The 2,075-nt window shown below is 41.3% G+C and carries 2 protein-coding genes; one reads left to right on the forward strand and one right to left on the reverse strand.

The window, feature by feature from the left end:
* Positions 1 to 81: 81 nt before the first annotated feature.
* Complete coding sequence (locus AC2JBO_RS44665; protein ID WP_496960041.1) at positions 82 to 423, reverse strand: nuclear transport factor 2 family protein; 342 nt, start codon at positions 421 to 423, stop codon at positions 82 to 84.
* Positions 424 to 793: 370 nt separating this feature from the next.
* Here AC2JBO_RS44665 and AC2JBO_RS44670 point away from each other — a divergent pair.
* On the forward strand, positions 794 to 2,075 hold a 1,282-nt coding region (locus AC2JBO_RS44670; RefSeq protein WP_496960040.1), incomplete at its 3' end, for an MgtC/SapB family protein.

Below are 2,075 nucleotides of genomic sequence, written 5' to 3' on the forward strand. Positions count from 1 at the left end.
GCCCAAAGGTCTCTTGACATATGGGCGCCAGCCTTAACTTGACGCCAATGGCATCCTTGCCCGTTCAACACAAGAAAATGCTTAATTCGACTTTCCATCACTACCAAAATATTCTCTATAACCGCATATCTTATCGCCACGCACATCAAAAGAAATGGCAATACAGTTTTTGTAAGGTTGTCCTTGCACTATTCCTTCATCACAAAATTCAAAAACAACTGTTGTTTCACTGCTGGTAACTCTTTCAAGAGAAGTTAATTTTAGAGTTTGACCAAATGCTTCTGTAACGTATTGAAAAAATTCCTTTACTCTTTCTTTACCAACGTTTAAACCATGATATTTACCAACAGGAAACCAAAAAGTAAAGTCATCTGTAAGTAAATTTAAAAGTGGCGCCCAGTTATTGGTTGCTAAACCATACATTAAATTATCAAATGCTTGTACAGCCTTAAAGTTGGCGACAATGCGTGGTGTAGATGTACGAATTGTATTACCAAATCGACCCGACCACTTATTTGGTAACTTATTTGGTAACACATTATACTCACGGGCTTGTGCTAGGAAGAGATTTTGCAGTTGCTTGAGTTTATTAGCTTCCTTGGCAGCAAGGTCATTTGCCGAGCTAAAATCTTCTTTTTTCTGGTCATGCTGGAATCTATATTGAAGCAAAGAGCGAATTTTGTTAACCTTTTTTTAATCAAGCTTAACCTCGTTGTAATCTATTTAACTTTGCTATAAACTAAGTCAATCAACTGAAAGCGAAAGTTGAAGCAAATTAAGGGGGGTCATTGCCGTGATTTTAAAGTCTGTCTCAATTATCCTCAGTGCAGTAACAGGTACTTTGGCTCAATCTTGGTCATTGCCGTCAATTTTTACTGGAACGCTACACATATATAGTATCAAGCGCTTGGCGTTGGCCTTGGTAATTGGACTTTTTGTCGGTTTAGAGCGAGAATGGCGCCATAAGCAAGCTGGAGTTAGAACCTTTGGGTTTGTTTCACTGCTAGGTGGTTTGGGCGGAATACTAAATGAAAACTATGCGTTGTTGAGTATTGCCTTGCTGGGTATTTTAATTGTCTTCTTGAACCTTAAAACTTTGCGTGCGAATAAGGGCACCGAGTTGACTACATCAGCTGCTATGTTGGTAACTGGATTTGGTGGAGTGTTATGTGGACAAGGTCATACGGTAACTCCTGTCGCTGTGGCAGTAATGAGTGCGGCATTACTCTCTTGGAAAGAAAGTCTTAAAGATTTTAGCCTCGGTTTGAGCGTCGTCGAACTTAGGTCGGCAATTATGCTGGCGATGTTATCGTTTGTCGTTTATCCGGCTTTACCAAAGGGAAGCTTAGACCCTTGGAATTTGGTGCAACCGCGCGAAGCTTGGCTAACTGTAATTTTAGTGGCAGCCATAGGTTTTGTTAACTACATATTGTGGAAGAGTTACGGTACTCGAGGCGTACAGGTGGCTAGCTTTTTAGGTGGTTTAGTCAACAGTAGTGTTGCTGTCGTTGAGTTAGCCAAGCGGGTGTACCAAAGTCAAGGGCATCTTCTTGAAGTAGCATATCGAGGCATCATGTTAGCTACGGCAGCGATGGTGGTTCGCAACATGGTGCTATTAGCTATCCTGTCTCCATTAGCTTTAAAATCATCGGCAGTTGCACTAGCTTTAATGTTTACGGGGATTATAATACTGACTTTCCTCAACCTTTTGCCACAAATTAAATTCTTAAAACCTAGGCTCCGAACAGCTGTTAGTAGTAGTCAATCTGAGGATACTTCTCCTACACTAAATTTTGAATCACCTTTCTCACTCAAATCAGCATTGAAGTTTGGACTGATTTTTCTCGCGCTGCAAATTTGTGCGGTACTGGCACAGAAGATGTTAGGTCAATTTGGTTTTTACGGCATTAGCATACTTGGTGGTCTAGTTTCTAGCGCTAGCGCGGTTGCTTCTGCTGCAACGTTAGCTACTAAAGGTATAATCTCTGCAAAAGTGGCAGGAACTGGTGCAGTGCTTGCTTCTATTGCGAGCGCACTAGTGAACCTACCGTTGATTGCTAAAATCTCTCGTGATC

This window comes from Calothrix sp. CBUCES-K 9914 (assembly GCF_059640475.1).